The sequence below is a fragment of the Nonomuraea ferruginea genome (assembly GCF_039540635.1).
Lineage (GTDB): Bacteria > Actinomycetota > Actinomycetes > Streptosporangiales > Streptosporangiaceae > Nonomuraea > Nonomuraea ferruginea.
The window spans coordinates 139,369-157,054 of sequence record NZ_BAABFD010000018.1 but is presented as its reverse complement, the minus strand read 5'-3'; the positions used below and the strand labels follow the sequence as shown (position 1 = coordinate 157,054).

Sequence of the window (17,686 nt, the reverse complement as noted above, 5' to 3'; positions counted from 1 at the left end):
ACAAGCAGGAAAGGGACCTATCGGTTGCCCGCGTGCCCCCAGTCCAGCAGAGCCTGCGCGGTCTGGAAGCGGCGGCCGGAGTCGGTCTCGCCGAGGATCACGCCGACCAGGCGGTTGCCGTCGCGCTCGCCGGCGAAGGCGAGCGTGTAGCCCGCGTCCCTGGTGTAGCCGGTCTTCACGCCGAGGGCGCCCGGCGCGGAAAGGAGGCGGTTGGTGTTCTTCCACGCGTACGAGCCGTGCTCGGACGTCGACTCCACGGCGTGGTACCGGGTCGAGGTGATCTTCTTGAGGGTCGGGTCGTCCAGCGTCGCCTTGGCGAGCGTCGCCTGGTCGCGGGCGGTGGAGTGGCCGCCGCCCTGGTAGGGCATGCCGTCGGCGTTCACGTACACGGTGTCGGTCATGCCGAGCTTGCGGGCGGTGTCGTTCATCTCGGCGACGAACCCGGGCACGCCGGGGCCGTAGGCGCGGGCGAGCGCGTGCGCGGCGTCGGCGCCGGACGGGAGCATCAGCCCGTACAGCAGGTTCTCGACGGTGAGGGTGTCGCCGGCGCGCAGGTGGGCCACCGACGCGCCGCCCTGGCTGCCGTACTCGACGTCCTCGGCGGTGATCGTGACCTTGTCCGTCGGCTTGGCCTGCTTGAGCACGGTGTAGGCGGTCATCGCCTTGGTGAGGCTGGCGACCGGCCTGCGCAGGTCGGCCTCCTTGCTGAAGTGCACCTCGCCGCTCTCCGCGTCCATCAGGTACGCGGCGCTGCCGGCCACGGAGGGGGCGTTGGCGAGGGGCCGCTCGACGGCCGCGGCCGGAGTGGCGGCCTGCGCGGCGCCGGCGGCGGTGGTCATGGCGCCCGTGGCTACGGCGAGGCCGAGCAGGGCACTGCTGATCCGCTGGGTGAGACGCATGAAGGGATTGCTCCTAGCTTCCATGCCGCCTACCGGGTTAGCTGACGGGTTCGGGCGTGGAAGTGCCCTACGGCGCGAGATCGGGCGCCGATTCACCCCGGAAGGAGAGTGGGTCCCCGGCTCCGCCGGATGGCGGATTAGGCGGCCGCGCGAAGGCGCGGTCCGGGCAGAACACAGCGGTCGCATGGCGGACCCCGCTGCTGCAAGCCTCAAACGTAGCAAAAAGGCACAAAACGGTCAAATGTTCGCCTATGAAGCTCAGTACGTGGCGCGTCCCCCGCTGATGTCGTACACGGCGCCGGTGGAGAAGCTGACCTTGTCGGAGGCCAGCCAGGCGATCAGTTCGGCGACCTCCTCGGGGCGGCCGACGCGGCGCATCGGGATGAGCCCGGTGATGTGCGCCAGCGCCTCCGGGCCGGTGTCGGCGTTCATCGGGGTCTCGATGACGGCCGGGGCGATCACGTTGGCCAGCACGCCGCTGGTGGCGAGTTCCTTGCCGAGCGACTTGGTCAGCGCGATGACGGCGGCCTTCGAGGCGGAGTACGGCGCCATGTTGGGGTTGCCGTCCTTGCCGGCCATGCTGGCGATGTTGACGACGCGGCCCCACCCGCGCTCGCGCATGCCGGGCACGAAGGCGCGGCAGGTGTGGAAGGTGCCGTCGACGTTGACCTCGAAGGTGCGCCGCCAGCCGTCGAGCGGGAGCTGCCAGAGCGGGGCGTTGGGGCCGACGATCCCGGCGGAGTTGACCAGGATGTCGACCGGGCCGATCTCGTCGGCGGCGGCCTGGACGGCGGCGGCGTCGGTGACGTCCACGACCAGGTCCGCGCCGTCGGCGACGTCGAGGGTGACGACCCGGACGCCGTCGGCTTCCAGGCGGACGGCGGCGGCTCTGCCCAGGCCGCTGACCCCGCCGGTGATGAGAGCGGTGCGCATGTCTCTTTCCAATAGTTGGAATCATTAACACATGAGTGGAACTCTCTGTGAGGCTAACCGGCTCCCGCCGCCCGGGGGAAGGCTTCGCCGGGAGCAACTTCCGTTTCCTGGAACGACGGTCTAACGTACGGAATATGCCCGAATGGACGGAGGAGCAGCGACTCGTAGGCTCCGATCGCGTGCTGGCGGTGCTCGCGGAGCTGGCCCGTCACCCCGACGGGGTGGGGCTGGAGGAGATGGCGCGGGCGGTGGACAGCTCGAAGCCGACGGTGCACCGCGCGCTGGCCTCGCTGCGCCGCGCCGGGTTCGCCAGCCGGCACGGACACGGCCGCTACGTGCTCGGCGACGAGTTCCTGCGGATGGCCTTCGCCCACCACGAGGCCCGCCCCGACCACGTCCGCGTGACCCCGATCCTTGAGGCGCTGTGCGACCGGTACGGCGAGACGGTGCACTACGCGGTGCTCGACGGCCCCTGGGTCGTCTACCGCTCCAAGCTCGACCCGCCGTCCGGGGCGGTGCGGCTGAGCTCCGTGGTGGGCGGCCGCAACCCGGCCCACTGCACCGGCGTGGGAAAGATGCTGCTGGCCGCCGCCCTGCCCGACGAGGACGCGGTGCGCGCCTGGGTGGGCGACAGGACGCTGGAGCGGCCCACCGGCCGCTCCATCGGCACGGCCGGGGAGCTGCACGCCGAGCTGGTACGGGTCCGCAGGCAGGGCTATGCCGTCGACGACCAGGAGAACGAGCCGGGCGTCAACTGCCTGGCGGTCCCGGCCTACCTGACCTCGCCCACCGTGCCCAGCGGCGCCATCAGCATCAGCGGCCTCGCCTACCGCACCCCCGTGCGGGCGCTCGTGGACGACCTGCCCGCCATCCTCGCCATCGTCTCCGGCGATCGGCCCCCTTCCAGCTAACGGAGAAGACACGTGCAGCTCATGCGCATCGGCGCGCCAGGCGCCGAGAAGCCCGTCGTCCGCGTGGACGAGACCCACTACATCGACGTCTCCGACGTCACCCCCGACTTCGACGAGCGGTTCTTCGCCCGGGGCGGCGCCGCCCTGCTCGCCGACCGGGTCGCCACAGGTCAGCACCGCGCGTTCGCCGGCGAGCGCGTCGGCGCCCCGATCGCCAGGCCGCACCAGATCCTCTGCATCGGCCTCAACTACAGCGACCACGCCGCCGAGACCGGCCAGGCCGTCCCCGACGAGCCGATCCTGTTCACCAAGTCACCCAACACCCTCGTCGGGCCGTACGACGACGTGCGGATCCCGCGCGGCTCCACCAAGACCGACTGGGAGGTCGAGCTCGGCATCGTCATCGGCAGGCGCACCTCCTACCTCGACTCGGTGGAGGAGGCCCGCGACGCCATCGCCGGCTACTGCGTGGTCAACGACGTCAGCGAGCGCGCCTTCCAGATGGAGCGCGGCGGCCAGTGGAGCAAGGGCAAGTCCGCCGAGACCTTCAACCCGGCCGGTCCCTGGCTCGTCACCCCTGACGAGATCGCCGACGTCACGAACCTCGGCATGTGGCTGACGGTCAACGGCGTGCGCCGCCAGACCGGCACCACCAAGACGATGATCTTCGACCCGTACGTCATCGTGCACCACCTGAGCCAGTTCATGGTGCTGGAGCCGGGGGACCTGATCAACACCGGCACCCCGCCCGGGGTCGGCATGGGCCAGAACCCGCCCGTCTGGCTCCGGCCCGGCGACGTGATGGAGCTGGGCATCGACGGCCTGGGCAGCCAGCGCCAGAAGGTGATCGGCCCCCGGTGACGCGGGCGCTGGTGTTGACCGGCCCGGGGGAGGCGGAGGTCCAGGAGGTCGAGCCGCCGGTCGCCGCGCCCGGGGAGGTGGTGGTGGACGTCGAAAGGGCCGGCGTGTGCGGCACCGACGTCGAGCTGTTCACCGGCCACATGAGCTATCTGAGCACCGGCCGGTCCCGTTACCCGTTACGGCCGGGCCACGAGTGGTGCGGGCGCGTCACCGCCGCCGGCGAGGGCGTCGACCCCGCCTGGCTCGGCCGCCGCGTCACCGGCGACACCATGCTCGGCTGCGGCCACTGCGCCCGCTGCCGCGCCGGCCGCCACCACGTGTGCGCCGAGCTGGCCGAGATCGGCATCAGCCGGGGCCGCCCCGGCGCGCTGGCCGAACAAGTCGCCCTGCCCGTCACCGCCCTGCACCGGCTGCCGGACACCGTGGACCCCGCGCTCGGCGCCCTCGTCGAACCCGGCGGCAACGCGCTGCGGGCCGTCCGCGGCGCCGCCCTGGATCCGGGCGAGCGGCTGCTGGTCCTGGGGACTGGCACGATCGGCCTGCTGGCGGCGCTGTTCGCCCGCGCCCAAGGCGTCGAGGTCCACCTGATGGGCCGCGACGACGAGGGCCTGCGCCTGGCCGCGGACCTCGGCTTCACCGGCGCCTGGACCAGGGCGTCGCTGCCCGCGCTGCCCTGGCACGCCGTCATCGACGCCTCCAACGCGCCCGGACTGCCCGCACTCGCGCTCGACCTCGTCGAACCCGCCGGTCGCCTCGTCTACATCGGCCTGGCCCGGAGCCCGTCCACCCTCGACACCCGCGACCTCGTACTCAAGGACGTCACCGCCGTCGGCATCCTGGGCGGCTCGGCCGGTCTGGCCGGCGCGATCGCCGCCTACGCCGACGGCTCGGTGGACGCCCGCCCGCTGGTCGCGGCCACGGTCGGCCTCGCCGATACGGCCGGCGTGCTCGCCGGCCGCCGTCCCGGAGGCGCCGGTCCGAAGATCCACATCGACCCCCGGCGCTGACGCCGCCTGGACAACCCTTCGCTCGGCATGATCACATATGGCGCTGTTCGCTTGCGTCTCCAAGTGAAAGGCGTTCATGTGTTAAAACGAAGTGTTACGGGGCTCTTAGCCCTTGTCGTCCTGGTCCTCGGTACCGGCATGCCGGGCGCGGCGGCGGACGGCGGCGCCCCCACAGACCCCGGGCCCGTCTACAAGACGGTCACCGACAAGAGCGCGAAGCTCTCCCTCCAGACGTTCGGACGCCCGGACGGGAAGGACATGGTCTTCCGGATCTCCGGCTCGGTGTACGCGAACATCGAGGGCAACAGCCTGGACCCGGAGCTACGCCACGGCCAGAAGCTCTTCAACATCGAGGGTTACAACATCCGGCGGCTGTACCGGGTCCCCGGGACGACCCAGCTCTACCAGCTCTCCCGCGAGATCGTCTTCTACACCGACCCGGCCGACCCGAAGCACGTCGTGCGCACGTGGAAGAACCCGGTCGACGGCAAGACGTATCCCGTCGTCCCCATCAACAACGACACGGTCAACTTCGGCCCGTTCCCGATCACTTCCTCCTACGTCGGCCCGCCGCTGCAGCGCCTGCACGACGAGACCGTGTGGACCAGCGACATCCCCGTGCGGACGGACTTCGGCGCCACCCTCGGCGAGCGGTTCGGCCTGGTCGGCGGCGTGTACGCGGCGCAGGAGATGTTCGACTTCTCCGTGGACGACCGCGAGGCGGCGGCCCGCACCAAGCCCGGCGTCCCGTCCGGCGCGATGAAGACGAAGATCAGCTGGTCGCGGACCAGCCCGTGGGCGCCGTTCATGTGCCTGGCGGAGACCGACGTGCGCGGCCAGCTCACCTACCACGCCCGCAGTTGGTCGCTGAGCTCGTACGCCGACATCGAGCCGTGGCTGCGGGCCGAGGTCGAGAAGAGCCATCCGCTGTACAAGGCCGCCCCCGGCGCGCCTGGGCCGAGCGAGAACTCGTGGACGTCCTTCTACAACAAGCAGCTCGGCAAGGGCGCCACCACCTGGGCGAGCTGGTGCGCCGCCAACGGCCGCGCCTGAACCGCCCGCCGAGGCGGAGCCACGACGGCTCCGCCTGGTAGGACGCGTCAGGCCACGGGATGCGGCGCGGTGCGGGACCGGGTGGCCATCAGGTGGTCGATGAGCGCCAGCAGCACGTCGCGCCCCGCCGCCCGGTCGCGGGCGTCACCGAGCACCAGCGGCACCTGCGGGTCGAGGTCGAGCGCCTTGCGGATCTCCTCCCGCGTCCGGTCACGGACACCGTGGAAGCAGTTGACGCCGACGACGAAGGGGATGCCGCGGCTCTCGAAGAAGTCGATCGACGCGAAGCTCACCTCCAGCCGGCGGGTGTCCACCAGGACGACCGCGCCCATCGCCCCGTTGACGAGGTCGTTCCACATGAACCAGAAGCGCTCCTGGCCGGGCGTGCCGAACAGGTAGAGCACGAGCTGCCTGTTGATGGTGATGCGGCCGAAGTCCAGCGCGACGGTGGTGGTGGACTTGCCGCCCACGCCCTCCAGGTCGTCGACGCCGACACTGGCGTGGGTCAGGTACTCCTCCGTGCGCAGGGGGGCGACCTCGCTCACCGCGCCGACCAGGGTCGTCTTCCCGACGCCGAAACCGCCGGCGACCAGGATCTTCACTGCCAGGGGAGCGGCGTCCGCATGGTCAGAGTTCGCGTAGCCCATCCCTCACCGCCTCAAGGATTGCCATGTCGGGGAAACCGCCTGCCTGTGCGAAGGAGAGCGGCGGCCGGGCCAGCACCTGACCCGACTCGATCAGGTCGCCGATGAGGATCTTGGTCACCGACACCGGCAGGTTCAGCGCGGCGGCGACCTCGGCCACCGCCAGCGGCCGCTTGCAGAGCGTGAAGATGGTGCGGTGCTCCGGCTGCATCCTTCTCCGGCCGCGCGCGGCTTCCGGAAAGGCCTCGGAGACCGTCGTCACCAGGGTGATCAGTGCCAGGTCGTCCCGCTCGGGCGCGGTCCGTCCGCCGGTGATCGTGTAGGGACGGACGAGGGACTCGTCGGCGTCTTCGTCCTCGAAGCCCTCCGTCCAGTGCCTCATCCGTGTCTCCCCCCGTCATGCGGGGGGCGCGCCTCGGTGCCCAGCGCCTGGCCCACCTGCTGGATCAGGGTGTGCATCGCGACGCTCATCAGCTCGGCGTCGACCTCCTGGGACGCGACCACGGCCAGATGGGTCCCCCGGCCCGCGGCCGTGACGAACAGCCACAGGTCGGCCATCTCGATGATCACCTGGTGGACCGGGCCGCCGCTGAACAGCTGCCCCACGCCGCGGGCCAGGCTCTGCTGGCCGGTGGCGATCGCCGCCAGGCGTTCGGCGTCCGCGCGTTCGATGGTCCTGGACCGGCTGATCACCAGGCCGTCGTCGGACAGCACGATGGCGTGCCGGGTGCCCGCGACCCGGTCGACCAGGCCGTCCAGGAGCCAGTCCACGTCTATGTTCGTGGCGGTGGTGCGCTGCGTCATCATCGATCTTCCGTCGTAGGGGAACTGGACTCGGCGGATCCGCCCTGCCCGGGCCGGGAGGCGTCGTCACCGGTCCGGCGCTTGCGGGACTGCCTCTGGAAGGCGCCGATCGCGGCGCTGGACCGGCCGGGCTGGTCGCGCACGGCGAACTCCTGGCCGGTCCGTTCGTCTCTGGCCGCCGGGACCTTGAGCTCCGCGGCGAGGCTGGCCTGGCGCACCCGCTGGGGGAGCGGCCGGAGGCCGGACGACGCCGGGGCGTCGTCCCGTTCCGGTGACGCCGAGGCGGTCACGTGCGCCATCGCGCGTCCTCTGGAACGGGCCGGCAGATCGCCGTCCTCGTGAGCCGGGCGGGCGTCTTCCCGGGGACTGGAGACCTCCTCGGGAACCGGCACCGCGCGGGGCCGGTCCACCACCAGCGACTCGGGGATCAGCACGATGACCCGGGTGCCGCCGAAGGCCGACGACCGCAGCTCCACCTTGAGTCCCAGGCCCGCGGAGAGCCGGGCGACCACGTACAGGCCGAGACGCACGTCGTCGGCGTGGGTCATCACGTCGAGCCGCGGCGGCGACCGCAGCAGGTCGTTGGCGGCGTCGTACTGCTCGGGCTCCATGCCCAGGCCCCGGTCCTCGATCTCCACGGCGACGCCCCGGCTGACCGGCGCGGCGCGCACCTCCACGGGGGTCAGCGGCCTGGAGAAGGCGGTGGCGTTCTCCATGAGCTCGGCCAGGACGTGGACCAGCGGTCCGACCGCGCGCTCCGCGATCCAGGACTCGCCCTCGACGTCGATCGCGATCCGGCGGTAGTCCTGGACCTCGCCCTGCGCGGCGCGCAGGACGTCGAGCAGGTGGACGGGCTTGCGCCAGCGGCGCTGCGGCTGCCCGCCGCCGAGGATCACCAGGTTCTCCTCGTAGCGGCGCAGCCGGGCGGTGAGGTGGTCCAGGTCGAACAGGCCCTCCAGCACCTCGGGGTCCTCGTGCCTGCGCTCCAGCTCGTCCAGCTTCTTCAGCTGCAGGCCGATGAGGATCTGGGTGCGGCGGGCGATGCGCTGGAGCATGCGCTGGAAGCCGCGGTGCTGCTCGGCCTGCCGCACGGCGGTGAGCACGGCGCTGCGGCTGGCCAGGTTGAGCGCCTGCCCGAGCTCGCCGAGCTCGTCGGGCGTGGGCTGGAGCGTGCGCACCTCCGCGTCCACGTCGACGTCCTCGCCGCGTTCGAGCCGGGCGACCACGTCGGGCAGCCGCTCCTGGAGCTCGTGGGCCTCGTGGCGCAGGTGCAGGATGCGGCGGCGGAGAATGGCGGTGAGCCGCCAGCTGGTGAAGATCACCAGAGCCAGGGCGAGCAGGCCGACGCTGGAGATGCTGACGAAGACGGTGAAGACCATGCGGGCGTGGTCGTAACCGATCTTGCTGACGTTCTCGAACCGGAGGTCGAGCAGTTGCCGCAGCTGCCCGGTGACCGCCTCCACCGAGGAGCGCCAGGCGACGCTGTCGCCGCGGAGCGTCACCTGGTCGCCCTCGGGGGCGCTGGTGATCAGCCGCTCCTCCATGGCGGTCATGGTCGCCCACGCCTTGCCGTCCGTCAGCTTCGCGTACGGGGTCTCGTCGCCCTTGAGAGCGGGGATCACCCGGGAGCGCATGAGGTGGTTCCTGGCGCCGATGGCGTCGGAGACGAGGACGTACTCGTCCCTCGTCAGGCGCCCCGTCCCCCAGCCGCGGGCCAGCACGGCGTCTTCGCGGCCGAGCAGGTTGACGACCCAGTAAAGGTCGCTCAGCGCCTGCGCCTCCCTGTTGACCTGGCCCTCGTCGGTCCTGCCGAGCGTGGTCAGGACGCCGAGGCCCGACTCCAGGACGCCGCTGTAGTAGTCGAACGCGCGCTGCGCGCCGGACCGGCCGGCGTCCACCGCCCGGCGCTGCTCGGCGAGGAGGCCGAGACCGCGATCGGTCCTGGCGATGGCGTCGGCGAGCCCTTCCTGCGCGTCGGGGACGTCCAGGGCGGTCAGCGGACGGAACGCCGCCACGGCCTGGTCGGTCACCCGGCGCTGCTCGGTGAGCTCGGCGCGGGCGCTCGCCGAGCCGGCCAGCACCTCCGCGGTGAGCCGCCGCTCCCGGTCGAGGCCGAAGAACAGGGCGGACGCGGGTACGCCCACCGTGGTGGTGGCCAGGTCCATCTGGGCCTTCTCCGCCTGCCACTGCGTGAACAACTGGTTCATGCCCGAAGCGAGCAGCGGGGCGAAGGTCAGGCTCGGCACGAACACGACGATGAGCAGCACGGTGCGCAACGGCAGCCGCCGGACACCGCCCCGTCGCCGCGGGCCGTCGCCGGACGGCCCCGCTAACCCGTTCCCGTCGTCCATCGTCCCCGTCCGTTGTCGCCCGGTCCTGCCTGACTCAGCCACGTGCGGGACACTCTCCTCGGCGATCGGTGCGTTCTTGGAGAAGATCGCCACATCGGCGACCGATGCCCGATCGTAGCCATGAGGCAGTTGAGTCGAAAGCCCCCGATTTGCCAGTACGGGTCGGGCTTCCCGGAGTGCTCTGACCGGGGGGCGCCCTGAGATGTGGGATCGCGCGTCAGGGACCGGAGGACGCGAGCCGGCGTACGGCTTCGATCAGCTCGGCCCGGTCGGCGGCGCCGGCGAAACTGAGGCGCAGGTAGGCGGCGGGGAGCTCGGTGGCGAAGAAGCGGTCGCCGGCGCTGACGGCGACGCCGTGCTGACGGGCCGTGCCGGCGACCGCGGTCTCGTCGGCGCCGTGCGGCAGGCGGACCCAGAGGTGGAGCCCGCCCGCGGGGACGCGGTCGAGTGTCCAGCCGGGGAGCTCGCGCGTGACGGCGGCCGCCAGCGTCCCGCACCGCTCCCGCAGCGCCACCGCCAGGGCGCGGACATGCCGTTCCCAGGCCGGAGAGCTGAGGAGTTCGAGCGCGGTCTCCTGGAGCGGGCGGCTGATGAAGAAGTCGTCGACCAGCCGGACGGCGCGCAGGCGTGCCATCACGGGGCCCCGGGCCACCAGGGCGCCGATGCGCAGGCTCGGCGCCGCCGGCTTGGTGAGCGAGGTCAGGTAGATCACGGTGCCGTCGCGGTCGTCGGCCAGCAGGGGCGGCGGCACCGGCGTGCCGTGGCCGAGGTGCCGCGCGAAGTCGTCCTCGATCACGAACGCGCCCGCCGCCCTGGCCGCGTCGATGATCTCCCTGCGGCGTGGCGGCGCCAGCACGGCGCCGGTGGGGTTGTGATGGGTCGGCTGGCAGTAGAGCAGGCGGGCGCGGGTCATGCCGAAGGCGTCGGCCAGGAGGCCGGGCCGCAGGCCGTCGGCGTCCATGGGCACCGGGACCGGGCGCAGGCCGGCCGCTCTGGCCGCCGCGATCGCCCCCGGGTAGGTGGGCGACTCCACCAGGACGGGGTCGCCGGGCCCGGCGATGGCGCGGAACGCCATGGACAGGGCGCTCTGCCCGCCGGCGGTGACCAGGATGTCGTCCGCGTGCACGCCGTCGCCGGCCATGGTGGCGAACACGCTGCGCAGGGCCGCCAGGCCGCCGGCGGGGGCGCGGTCCCAGGCGTCGGGGCGGCGCGCCGCGCGGGCCAGCGCCGCGGTCAGGATCTTGCCGGGCTGGAGCGACCGATGCAGGTAGCCGCCGTCCAGCATGATCGTCCCCGCGGGCGGCGGGCCGCCGGCGTCGGTGAGGAGGCGGGTGTCCACGCTCCGGTCGGCGAGGGTGACGGTCTGCCAGGAGGTGTCGGCCACCTCGGCGCGCCGCCGGGCGCGGGCGGCGACGTAGGTGCCGCTGCCCGGACGGGTGACCACCACGCCCTCGGCGGCCAGCGTGGCGATCGCCTGCGACACGGTGGCCGGGCCCACCCGGTGGCGCCGGATCAGCTCCCGGCTGCTCGGCAGCCGGTCACCCGGCGCCAGCCGCTCGATCTCCGCGCGAAGCCTGGCCGCCAGCTCGACCGAACTGCTACCGTCGGACATGAGGATCGATAATAGCGCTTCCAGCATCTCCCCAGAACCGCTTCTGGACGTCGCCGCCCTGCGCGCCGACACTCCCGGGGCCGCGGGCGTCGTGCACTTCAACAACGCCGGTTGCGGCCTCATGGCCGCGCCCGTGCTGGCCGCGATGGTCGACCACCTGCGGCTGGAGGCCGACCTCGGCGGGTACGAGGCCGCGGCCGCCCGCGCCGAGCAGGTCCGCGGCTTCTACGCCGAGACCGCCGCGCTGATCAACTGCGCTCCCGAGAACATCGCCTTCGCCGGTAGCGCCACCCACGCGTTCTCCACCGCCCTGTCGGCGATCCCGTTCGAGGCCGGCGACGTCATCCTCACCACCCGCAACGACTTCATCTCCAACCAGATCGCCTTCCTGTCGCTGCGCAAGAGGTTCGGCGTACGGATCGTGCACGCGCCCGACGTGCCCGAGGGCGGGGTGGACGTGGCGGCGATGGCCGCGCTGATGCGCCTGCACCGCCCGCGCCTGGTTACCGTCACCCACATCCCCACCAACTCCGGCCTGGTCCAGCCGGTCGCCGAGATCGGCCGGCTCTGCCGCGAACTGGACCTGCTCTACCTGGTCGACGCCTGCCAGTCCGTCGGCCAGTACCCGATCGACGTCGAGGAGATCGGCTGCGACCTGCTCACCGCCACCTGCCGCAAGTTCCTGCGCGGCCCCCGCGGCTCCGGCTTCCTGTACGTGTCCGACCGGGTGCTGCGCGCGGGCTACGAACCGCTGTTCATCGACATGTACGGTGCGCGCTGGGTCGAGCCGGGCCGCTACGAGCCGGTCGAGACGGCGGCCAGGTTCGAGGACTGGGAGTTCCCGTACGCCCTCGTCCTCGGCTGCGCGGCCGCCGCGCGCTACGCCCGCGAGGTCGGCATGGACGCCATCGGCCGCCGCACCCCCGCCCTGGCCGCCCGCCTGCGCGACGCGCTCGCCGGCCTGCCCGGGATCCGCGTCCTCGACCACGGCCGGCGCCTGGGCGCCCTGGTCACCTTCGCCGTGGACGGCTGGGAGCCGGAGCCGTTCAAGGCGGCCATGGACGCCCGCCGGATCAACTCGGCGCTCAGCTTCCGCCACTTCGCGCAGTTCGACTTCGGCGACAAGGACGTCGACTGGTGCCTGCGCCTGTCGCCGCACTACTACAACACCGAACAGGAGGTGGACGAGGTCGTCGCGGCGGTCGCCGGCCTCACCGCCGCGGGCCACGGGCGGTAGCCGATCGCCGTCGCCGACGACCGGCTCACCCGCCTTCGAGACCGGCTTCAGCCGTTTCCGGGCCTCACCGTGACGTGCCGGGCGGCACCCGCGTGTTCGGTGGCATCGTCACCATCCCACCAGACCCCGTAGATGTACCTGCCCTCCTGATCGGGTCGGTCGTCGAAGCGGAACGACCCGTTCCTGGCGACCCGCACCGTGCCGAGGTCCTCGACGACGCCATCGGCGCTTTCACGCATCACCGTCAACGACGGGCGTGTGGTGGGCGCCTGGTCGCCGAACTTCAACTCGCCTTTGAAGCGGAGCCGCTTTCCGACGACTCCGTCCACGGGCCCGGTCAACGTCACGAACGCCGACTGCAGGGACACCATCACCGCCACCGATGCCGTGCTCCCTCGGACGCCGGCGGCACCGGGCCAGTTCACGTCATAGCCGACCGTCCCGGCGACCGGCGGGGTGACGGTGATGGTGAACGTACCGTCTGCCGCTGTCCGTGCACGGCGGAGGGCCGTGCTGGTCCCGTCGGGCAGCCGGTGGGACACCTCCAGCCGTTGCCTTCCCGGAGCCGCGCCGTCAGCCCGGGTGACACGGCCGGTCAGGGTGAGCGGCTCCAGTGCCGTGGCCTCTTCCGGAGCCGTCAAGGTCATGGTCGTCTGCACCAGAGTGGCGTCTTCCAGCCGCCACAGGCGGAGCCTTTCGGAGCCGGGGACCCACAGCACGGCGAAGACGTCATCACCGGCGACGGTCACCCCTCCGCTGATGATCACGGGGTTGGGCCACCCGGTAGGACTCTTCTGCGAGTAGGTCGTGGCCCCCGTCGCCACGTCGTACAGTTCGACGCCTCGAGTGGTCCACCCGCCCACGATATGACTGCCATCCGGGCTGACCGCCACGGCTGCCGCATAGCCCTGGGCCGACATGTCCTCGCCGTAGACCCGGACCCTGGTCAGACTCGTGGTGTCCCAGGTCTCGTACCGGTCCGAGAAGGTCAGCACGGCCTTCGAGCCATCCGGTGTGACGGCGAGATCTCTCAGGTTGGTCATGGCATGGGCGCCCTCGTCGATCTCGCCGCGCAACTCGACGGAACCTGCGCTCACGTCGTACACCTGGAGATCGACTGGTTCGACGCGGGAGTCACCGAGCACCAGCGTGTTCCCCGCGGCGGCGATCAAAGGTGGCGTGTACCTCCCCGTCACGACCGCGACAGGTTGCGGCGCCGGGGCCGACACATCGAGACCGGCGACACCACCGACGCCACGGTCGCACCCGTACGCGGTCCACAGCACATCGCCGGACAGCGACAGACTGACCGGGCACGGGTGCGCCGCGAAGTCGATCCGCCGCGTGACTGCGAGGGTCGCGGTGTCGATCTCGATGACCTCGTGCGACTCATACAGCGCCGCATACACGCGGGTGCCGTCAGGTGCCGCCGCGAGTCCTGCCGGCCCTGCCAGATCGGTGATCGCGCCGACCAGTTCCCCACTGGTGTCCGCGACCACGATCCGGTCATTTCCGGAAACGAAGACCTTGCCTCCTCCAGCGGCCACGTCGCTGTTGCCCCGCCGGTTGTTGATGAAGCCGAGCTCTGTCATCGAGTCGGCGGCCGAGGCCACGGGTGCCACGGCGGTGACGAGGCCGGTCGTCATGGTCATGGCACACAGGAAAGCGACCAGCCGACGTACGGTCCGGGCGATGCCTGACCGTTCCGATGGGGAGAAGCGCACGTGGGTACTCCGTTCCTGGCAAGGACGCGAACGAAAACGATCAAGCCAGAAAACTGATGCCGGGTCAAGATCGACTACGCGTCGCCATCCGACGACGTCGATCAGTCGAACAGTCCAGGCGAGGGATCAGACCCGCAGCACCGCGGTGCGGGTGCGCCCGCGGGTGCCGTCCAGCTCGATCTTGACCGCCCGTTTGGCTCTGCGGACGCCGCGGTCGTGTTCCCCGAGCGACTTCACCGCCCAGGGCAGCGTGATCCTCACCTCGCCGGCGGTCCTGGACGGGTCGGAGACCGCGAGCCTGGCCCGCCCGCCGTCGCGGTGGACCAGCAGCGCGCACGGGCCGTCGGCGGCGAGTGGCCCGTCCGGCGTCTTCACGGTCCCCGCGCGCCAGAAGACGGCGGCGAGCAGGCCGTCGCGGGAGATCGCCTGCGCCGTTCCGTTGTTGGCGAGGATCTCGACCTCCTCGCGGTAGGTCGAGGTCCGGGCGAAGGAAGCGCCGGGCAGCACGGCGTAGGCGTAGCGCGCCTTGCGCGGGTCGATGCCGTGGTCGACGAGGATCGTCGTGTAGTGCCTGGTGACGCGGGTGGTGTCGCCTCCGGTGGTGGCGCCCTTGTCGATGTCGCGCCAGCGGCCGGTGCGCTTCTCGCGGACCAGCTTCGGGGCGGTGCGGTCGAGCAGCGCGTAGCCGCCCACGCCGGACAGGTGGATCCAGTCGTCGCCCCGGGTCAGCGCGGGGTGGCAGTCGTGGGTGTTGCGGTTCTCCACCACGGTCTCGACGCGGCGGCCGTCGGAGGCCGTGATGCCGGCGCCGAGCGCGATCACCGCGTCGTCGAGCAGGAACCACGCCTTCTTGGCCCGCAGCGACGAGCCGCCGGCGACCAGCCTCATGGCCGCCACGCCGTACCCGCCGTCGAGCGCCACGCCACCGGCCCACGGGGTGGGCGGCAGGCGGCGCTCGCCGTGCCGGAGGTCGGCGCGCCTGCGGCGGTCGACCGTGGTGCCCGGCAGCCGGTACGGGTCGATCGTGGGCCACAGGTCGTCGTTCCAGTGGGTGAGGTCGTCGGTGTAGAGGTACGTCATGCCGTCGCCGGTGTACCAGCCGCGCAGGTTCTCCCGGTTCATGGCCTCGGCCGCGCCGATCCGCTCCGAGCTCATCGCGATCGCGAAGGCCCAGGTGGGGCGGCGGTGCACGACCCGGTCCATGTCGGGGAAGACGTACGTGCCCGTCGTGCGCGGTCCGACCGGCACGGACGGGTCCTCCAGCAGGGCCCTGGCCTTCGCGATGCTCGCCGGCGGCGCGAGCGTCTCGTACGGGACGGCCTGGTTGCGGGTGAGCCAGCCCTTCACCATCGGCCGCCAGCGCCTGGCATGGCGCTCGGGCGCCGCCTCCAGCAGGGTGAGGATGGCCTCGACCGTCCTCTGCCCCGCGTGGTAGTCGCGGTGGCCCTGGCGTGAGATGGCCCGGCCGCGTACGCAGTCCATCATCAGCCCGTCGAAGACGAACGGCACGAAGGAGCGGTCCACGATGTCGTGGACCTTCCCGCTGTCGGGGATCGCCCAGGGCGAGCCGGCGAGCATGGCGATCAGTTTGGCCACGCTCTCCAGGTAGTCGACGCCGTAGCTGCCGGTGTAGGGGTACACGTCGTGCTGGATGAACGAGCCGTCGCGGTGGAAGCCGTCGCCCGGGCCCCTGGTCGTCCGCAGCAGGTCGGAGACCGCGTCCTTGGCCCGCTTGACGAGGCGGGCGTCGTGGGTCAGCAGTCCCCGCATCGCCACGGCCATGGCCTTGCTCGCCCGGTTGGCGCCGGTCTCGACCACCCCGGGGTGACTGACGCGCCGCTCAGGGTCGGGGCACCAGCGGCGTAACGGGCGCAGCCAGCGTCTGAGGCGATCCTGGGGCAGGCCGTCGTACATCAGCGCGCAGGTGTCGGTCAGCGAGCGGGGCACGCCGATCTCCCACCAGTACCAGTTGCTGCCCCTCGGGTCGAGCTTCTCGTGGTAGGCGTGCTCGTACAGGAAGTCCAGCGCCCTGGCCGCCGTCTCGGCGACCTGCTCGTCCCGGTGCATGGCGGTGCCCGGCGTGGCCCAGCCCAGCGCCAGGGTGCGCATCCGGTTGTAGGCGCGGTTGAAGTCGCCCGTCCGGGGGTCGTCCAGCGGCAGGTCCGGCCACAGGCTCGGCCGATCGTGGTCGGGCCTCAGCTTGCGCAGCACCGCGTGGGCCGAGCCCTCGACCGCCCGCGTCTTGTCGGCGTGGGCGGCGTGGTACGTCCCGCCGGCCAGCAGGTCCACCCAGCGCTCACGCGCGGCGTCGAACGCGGCCCTCCCGACCGCCTCGGCCGGTCTGTCCCCGAGGGCGAGACCGGTCACGGCCGCGGCGCCCAGCAGGGCGGACCGCCGGCTGAGGGGGTGAATCATGAAGGCCTTTCCGACAATCTGGCGGATATCACATGAAAAGATCATAGGTTGACGGGCGAGTGGCTATCTCGACTCTGCCACGGTGAGCCGCGCCCGAACCTCCCGTAACTCAGGCCGCTGACCTCGGGCTGAGCAACCGGTTGATGGAGATATCTTTCATTGACGATTCCATGTTGGTTGAATACTTTCACCTGTCATTCCCTCTACCCCCCAAGGGAACAGCCCATGAGAATCATCACCCGCTGGTTATCCACCGTCGTGGCGGCCTCTCTGGTCCTGCTCGGCCCGGCGGACCCCGCGGCGGCCGCGACCACCACGGTCGACAACGCCACCGCCGGACGGTTCACCGCAGGCCCCGACTGGGGCACGTCGGCATGGTCCGCCCAGCGGCACGGCGCGGACTACCGGTTCGCGGCACCGAACACCGTCACGAGCGACGCCGCCTGGTTCAAGGCGTCGATCGCCGAGGCCGGGGCCCACCTGGTCGAGGTCTGGTATCCGGCGGACGCCGGCTACAACAGCGCGACCCCGTTCATGGTGGCGACCACAGGCGGCACCCGCAGCGTGGTCGTCGACCAGCGCGCCAACGGCGGCCGCTGGGTCAGCCTCGGCACCTTCACCCTGGCCGCCGGCGACTACAACGTGGTCGGCGTCAGCCGCTGGACCAGCCAGCCCGGCTACGTCGTCGCCGACGCCGTCCGGATCACCTCCTCGACCGGAGCGGTCGCGTTCTCGCTGCCCGTCCCCCGGAGCGCGCTGCCCCGCGGCGAGTACGACGACCCGCACCACGACTACCCCGCGATCGACCTCCCGGTCTGGACCGGCACCCCGGCGTACGCGGTGCGCGCCGGCACGGTGACGGTCATCGACGACAGCTCGTGCGGGCGCGGCATCAACCTGACCGGAACCGACGGGGCCGTCTACACGTACTGCCACTTCTCGTCGTGGTCGGTCTCCAACGGCGCGGCCGTCGCCCCCGGGCAGCAGATCGGGCTGACCGGCAACACCGGCAACTCGACCGGTCCGCACCTGCACTTCGGCATCCGTACCGGCAGCACCAGACGGTGCCCGCAGAACTTCCTGCTGGCCGTCTACGACGGCGCCACGCCGCCGGCGGCGAGCAGCCTGCCCACCACGGGCTGCTTCTACGCCACCCGTTCGACCGAACCGGTCATCCCGCTCGGCTGACCGACGGTGAGCCCGCCGGCAGCCGGCCGGCGGGCTCCACACGACCC

Annotated in this window: 15 protein-coding genes and 1 riboswitch; of the genes, 6 read left to right on the top strand and 9 right to left on the bottom strand. The window is 71.8% G+C overall.

Features of this window, described 5'->3' with window-relative positions; genetic code table 11:
- Positions 1-17 precede the first annotated feature (17 nt).
- Both ABD999_RS31135 and ABD999_RS31130 read right to left on the bottom strand, forming a co-directional pair.
- A complete protein-coding gene (locus ABD999_RS31135; protein ID WP_271277744.1) occupies positions 18-899 on the bottom strand; it encodes a D-alanyl-D-alanine carboxypeptidase family protein in 882 nt (293 codons plus the stop codon).
- A gap of 11 nt (positions 900-910) precedes the next feature.
- A riboswitch (cyclic di-AMP (ydaO/yuaA leader) is annotated at positions 911-1,053 on the bottom strand.
- Between the two features lie 104 nt (positions 1,054-1,157).
- Entirely contained in the window at positions 1,158-1,832 is a 675-nt protein-coding gene (locus ABD999_RS31130; RefSeq protein ID WP_271277745.1) for an SDR family NAD(P)-dependent oxidoreductase, read from the bottom strand.
- Between the two features lie 134 nt (positions 1,833-1,966).
- On the opposite strand from ABD999_RS31130, the gene ABD999_RS31125 reads away from it, so the two are divergent.
- The 4 genes from ABD999_RS31125 to ABD999_RS31110 all read left to right on the top strand — a co-directional run bounded on the left by ABD999_RS31125 (position 1,967) and on the right by ABD999_RS31110 (position 5,664).
- Positions 1,967-2,743 carry an IclR family transcriptional regulator gene (locus ABD999_RS31125; protein WP_148029743.1) on the top strand — a complete coding sequence of 259 codons (777 nt, stop codon included), beginning with the start codon at positions 1,967-1,969 and terminating at the stop codon, positions 2,741-2,743.
- A 12-nt stretch (positions 2,744-2,755) separates the two neighbouring features.
- Positions 2,756-3,604 carry a fumarylacetoacetate hydrolase family protein gene (locus ABD999_RS31120; RefSeq protein ID WP_271277746.1) on the top strand — a complete coding sequence of 283 codons (849 nt, stop codon included), beginning with the start codon at positions 2,756-2,758 and terminating at the stop codon, positions 3,602-3,604.
- Positions 3,601-4,611, top strand: a complete 1,011-nt coding sequence (locus tag ABD999_RS31115; protein ID WP_271277747.1) for a zinc-dependent alcohol dehydrogenase — start codon at positions 3,601-3,603, stop codon at positions 4,609-4,611. Before ABD999_RS31120 ends, ABD999_RS31115 begins: the two co-directional genes overlap by 4 nt.
- A gap of 138 nt (positions 4,612-4,749) precedes the next feature.
- Positions 4,750-5,664, top strand: coding sequence for a DUF1838 family protein (locus ABD999_RS31110; protein ID WP_271277748.1), 915 nt, complete (start codon positions 4,750-4,752; stop codon positions 5,662-5,664).
- Positions 5,665-5,711: 47 nt separating this feature from the next.
- On the opposite strand, the gene ABD999_RS31105 is transcribed toward ABD999_RS31110, so the two are convergent.
- From ABD999_RS31105 to ABD999_RS31085, 5 genes are all read right to left on the bottom strand, one after another.
- Positions 5,712-6,311, bottom strand: a complete 600-nt coding sequence (locus ABD999_RS31105) for a GTP-binding protein (protein ID WP_148029747.1) — start codon at positions 6,309-6,311, stop codon at positions 5,712-5,714.
- Complete coding sequence (locus tag ABD999_RS31100; RefSeq protein WP_148029748.1) at positions 6,292-6,690, bottom strand: DUF742 domain-containing protein; 399 nt, start codon at positions 6,688-6,690, stop codon at positions 6,292-6,294. The genes ABD999_RS31105 and ABD999_RS31100 overlap by 20 nt, the downstream gene beginning before the upstream one ends.
- The gene (locus tag ABD999_RS31095) at positions 6,687-7,112 is read right to left on the bottom strand and encodes a roadblock/LC7 domain-containing protein (RefSeq protein ID WP_148034344.1); all 426 of its coding nucleotides are present in this window, start codon (positions 7,110-7,112) and stop codon (positions 6,687-6,689) included. Before ABD999_RS31095 ends, ABD999_RS31100 begins: the two co-directional genes overlap by 4 nt.
- Positions 7,112-9,463 (bottom strand): sensor histidine kinase, encoded by a 2,352-nt coding sequence (locus ABD999_RS31090; protein WP_271277749.1) that lies wholly within the window; start codon positions 9,461-9,463, stop codon positions 7,112-7,114. Before ABD999_RS31090 ends, ABD999_RS31095 begins: the two co-directional genes overlap by 1 nt.
- Before the next feature lie 217 nt (positions 9,464-9,680).
- Entirely contained in the window at positions 9,681-11,075 is a 1,395-nt protein-coding gene (locus ABD999_RS31085) for an aminotransferase-like domain-containing protein (RefSeq protein WP_271277750.1), read from the bottom strand.
- On the opposite strand from ABD999_RS31085, the gene ABD999_RS31080 reads away from it, so the two are divergent.
- Positions 11,074-12,312, top strand: coding sequence for an aminotransferase class V-fold PLP-dependent enzyme (locus tag ABD999_RS31080; RefSeq protein WP_271277751.1), 1,239 nt, complete (start codon positions 11,074-11,076; stop codon positions 12,310-12,312). The genes ABD999_RS31085 and ABD999_RS31080 overlap by 2 nt on opposite strands.
- 47 nt (positions 12,313-12,359) lie before the next feature.
- On the opposite strand, the gene ABD999_RS31075 is transcribed toward ABD999_RS31080, so the two are convergent.
- Positions 12,360-13,964, bottom strand: a complete 1,605-nt coding sequence (locus ABD999_RS31075) for a hypothetical protein (RefSeq protein WP_271277752.1) — start codon at positions 13,962-13,964, stop codon at positions 12,360-12,362.
- A 198-nt stretch (positions 13,965-14,162) separates the two neighbouring features.
- Complete coding sequence (locus ABD999_RS31070) at positions 14,163-16,451, bottom strand: polysaccharide lyase 8 family protein (RefSeq protein ID WP_271277753.1); 2,289 nt, start codon at positions 16,449-16,451, stop codon at positions 14,163-14,165.
- Positions 16,452-16,676: 225 nt separating this feature from the next.
- On the opposite strand from ABD999_RS31070, the gene ABD999_RS31065 reads away from it, so the two are divergent.
- Positions 16,677-17,639 (top strand): golvesin C-terminal-like domain-containing protein, encoded by a 963-nt coding sequence (locus ABD999_RS31065; RefSeq protein WP_219543906.1) that lies wholly within the window; start codon positions 16,677-16,679, stop codon positions 17,637-17,639.
- Positions 17,640-17,686 lie beyond the last annotated feature (47 nt).

What these genes read in the sequence shown, in the direction of transcription:
- ABD999_RS31125 (WP_148029743.1), top strand. Translation starts at nt 1,967, where the DNA reads ATGCCCGAATGGACGGAGGAGCAGCGACTCGTAGGCTCCGATCGCGTG.
- ABD999_RS31130 (WP_271277745.1), bottom strand. Translation starts at nt 1,832, where the DNA reads ATGCGCACCGCTCTCATCACCGGCGGGGTCAGCGGCCTGGGCAGAGCC.
- ABD999_RS31100 (WP_148029748.1), bottom strand. Translation starts at nt 6,690, where the DNA reads ATGAGGCACTGGACGGAGGGCTTCGAGGACGAAGACGCCGACGAGTCC.
- ABD999_RS31085 (WP_271277750.1), bottom strand. Translation starts at nt 11,075, where the DNA reads ATGTCCGACGGTAGCAGTTCGGTCGAGCTGGCGGCCAGGCTTCGCGCG.
- ABD999_RS31110 (WP_271277748.1), top strand. Translation starts at nt 4,750, where the DNA reads ATGCCGGGCGCGGCGGCGGACGGCGGCGCCCCCACAGACCCCGGGCCC.
- ABD999_RS31135 (WP_271277744.1), bottom strand. Translation starts at nt 899, where the DNA reads ATGCGTCTCACCCAGCGGATCAGCAGTGCCCTGCTCGGCCTCGCCGTA.
- ABD999_RS31090 (WP_271277749.1), bottom strand. Translation starts at nt 9,463, where the DNA reads ATGGACGACGGGAACGGGTTAGCGGGGCCGTCCGGCGACGGCCCGCGG.
- ABD999_RS31105 (WP_148029747.1), bottom strand. Translation starts at nt 6,311, where the DNA reads ATGGGCTACGCGAACTCTGACCATGCGGACGCCGCTCCCCTGGCAGTG.
- ABD999_RS31070 (WP_271277753.1), bottom strand. Translation starts at nt 16,451, where the DNA reads ATGATTCACCCCCTCAGCCGGCGGTCCGCCCTGCTGGGCGCCGCGGCC.
- ABD999_RS31080 (WP_271277751.1), top strand. Translation starts at nt 11,074, where the DNA reads ATGAGGATCGATAATAGCGCTTCCAGCATCTCCCCAGAACCGCTTCTG.
- ABD999_RS31075 (WP_271277752.1), bottom strand. Translation starts at nt 13,964, where the DNA reads ATGACCATGACGACCGGCCTCGTCACCGCCGTGGCACCCGTGGCCTCG.
- ABD999_RS31095 (WP_148034344.1), bottom strand. Translation starts at nt 7,112, where the DNA reads ATGACGCAGCGCACCACCGCCACGAACATAGACGTGGACTGGCTCCTG.
- ABD999_RS31065 (WP_219543906.1), top strand. Translation starts at nt 16,677, where the DNA reads ATGAGAATCATCACCCGCTGGTTATCCACCGTCGTGGCGGCCTCTCTG.